Origin of the sequence: Haliscomenobacter sp. (assembly GCF_040403615.1) — a bacterium.
GTDB lineage: Bacteria > Bacteroidota > Bacteroidia > Chitinophagales > Saprospiraceae > Haliscomenobacter.
In genome coordinates this window covers 1-1,382 of sequence record NZ_JBBAKG010000264.1, presented here as the reverse complement: position 1 = coordinate 1,382, position 1,382 = coordinate 1, and the positions used below count along the sequence as shown (strand labels likewise).

Here is a 1,382-nt window from a genome sequence, read left to right as displayed (position 1 = left end):
CGGTATTGGCTGCATCTGTTGTATTAGCAGTAGGTGTACCAAGACCTGTAATCTTATTAGCACCCATAGCAATAGCACCAGACATAGTATCACCACTCTTAAGTAGATTAAGAGATGCACTACCAGTAATCGTTCCAGTTAGGTTACCAGTGACGTTACCTGTTACGTTGCCAGTTACTGCACCAGTCAAAGGACCAGAGAATAAGGCTGCAGTTACTGTGCCAGAAGCAGTTAGGTTGGTAGCAATTGCTGTGCCAGTAACAGTAGGTGAGACAGCAAGAACCACTGAACCAGTACCAGATGTTCCGCTAACAGTAGTTCCGTTAATTTTAAGAACGTTACCTGTACCTGCTGTGTCAAGAGTCTTATTAGTAAGAGTGTCAGTTGTTGCTTTACCTACAAGAGTGTCAGTAGATGTAGGTAGGGTTAATGCGCCTGTGTTGCTGATGACAGCAATAACTGGAGCAGTTAAAGTCTTGTTAGTTAAAGTCTGTGTGTTAGTTGTACCAACTACGGCACCAGTTGCACCGTGTCCAGTGGTTGCTTCAGTGTGGTCATTAGCATCTTGTAAGTCACGACCAATAACCATATGTCGTACAATGGCACCAGCAGAGTGGGCTACGCCAACATTGCCGTTATCAATACCTCTAGCAATGGTAAGTGTATTACCTGATGTGTAGTTACTGACATCTACAATTTCTTCAAGAGCCGTATCAGGGTCAATAACAACAGTGTATGTTTGAGTTACCGTAGGTGTTTTACCACCCATTAGGTTGGCACCAGAACCTACGGTCATAGACACATCACCAGAGGTGATGCTGCTACTTAATGTGGTTTGCTGGGCTCGGGACGAGTATTTTCTAGTTGTCATTTATCTGCCTATCAAAGGGAGTAGTGGACACGGATAGGATATTTTTCTTGCTGGCTCTTAACCTCTTCGTTTAATCTTTGAGTAAACAAAGCATAAACTTGTCTAGTAAGAGATTGAGATGAACCGTATGGACGCTTGGAGTCTGTCTCATCTGCTTGTGGGCTAACCATTGACGCACGTGCTGGGTCAAGGTTAGATAGCAAACGATAAGTAGCACCAAGAATAATTAAGTCTTTGCAAGACTCTGGCAAACCAGTCTGTGTTGCAAAGTTTTCTGTGTTAGCAGTAAAAGGAGTTGGGTCAGTTGCATATACAACCTGAACACTGCGTCCTGAAGGAATGTAGTCATAGATAGATACAGTCTGACCGCTAGTAAATGCAGTTGAGTTAGCATTACCATCAAAGCGGTAACTGCGAATAGGAATCCATTCTTTGCTTGAGCCTAAGGCTTGATAGGCAATAGCAAGAATGTTACGAATGTTTAGGGTAGTGCCAGTAGTAGGCAACCTAA

The 1,382-nt window shown here is 43.4% G+C and carries 1 protein-coding gene and 1 pseudogene; both read right to left on the bottom strand.

All coding sequences use genetic code 11. The annotated features are described in order from the left end of the window. A pseudogene (locus ABW391_RS29450) lies at nucleotides 1-871 on the bottom strand (hypothetical protein); the annotation flags it as partial. An 11-nt stretch (nucleotides 872-882) separates the two neighbouring features. After that, on the bottom strand, nucleotides 883-1,382 hold a 500-nt coding region (locus ABW391_RS29445; protein ID WP_353485479.1), incomplete at its 5' end, for a hypothetical protein.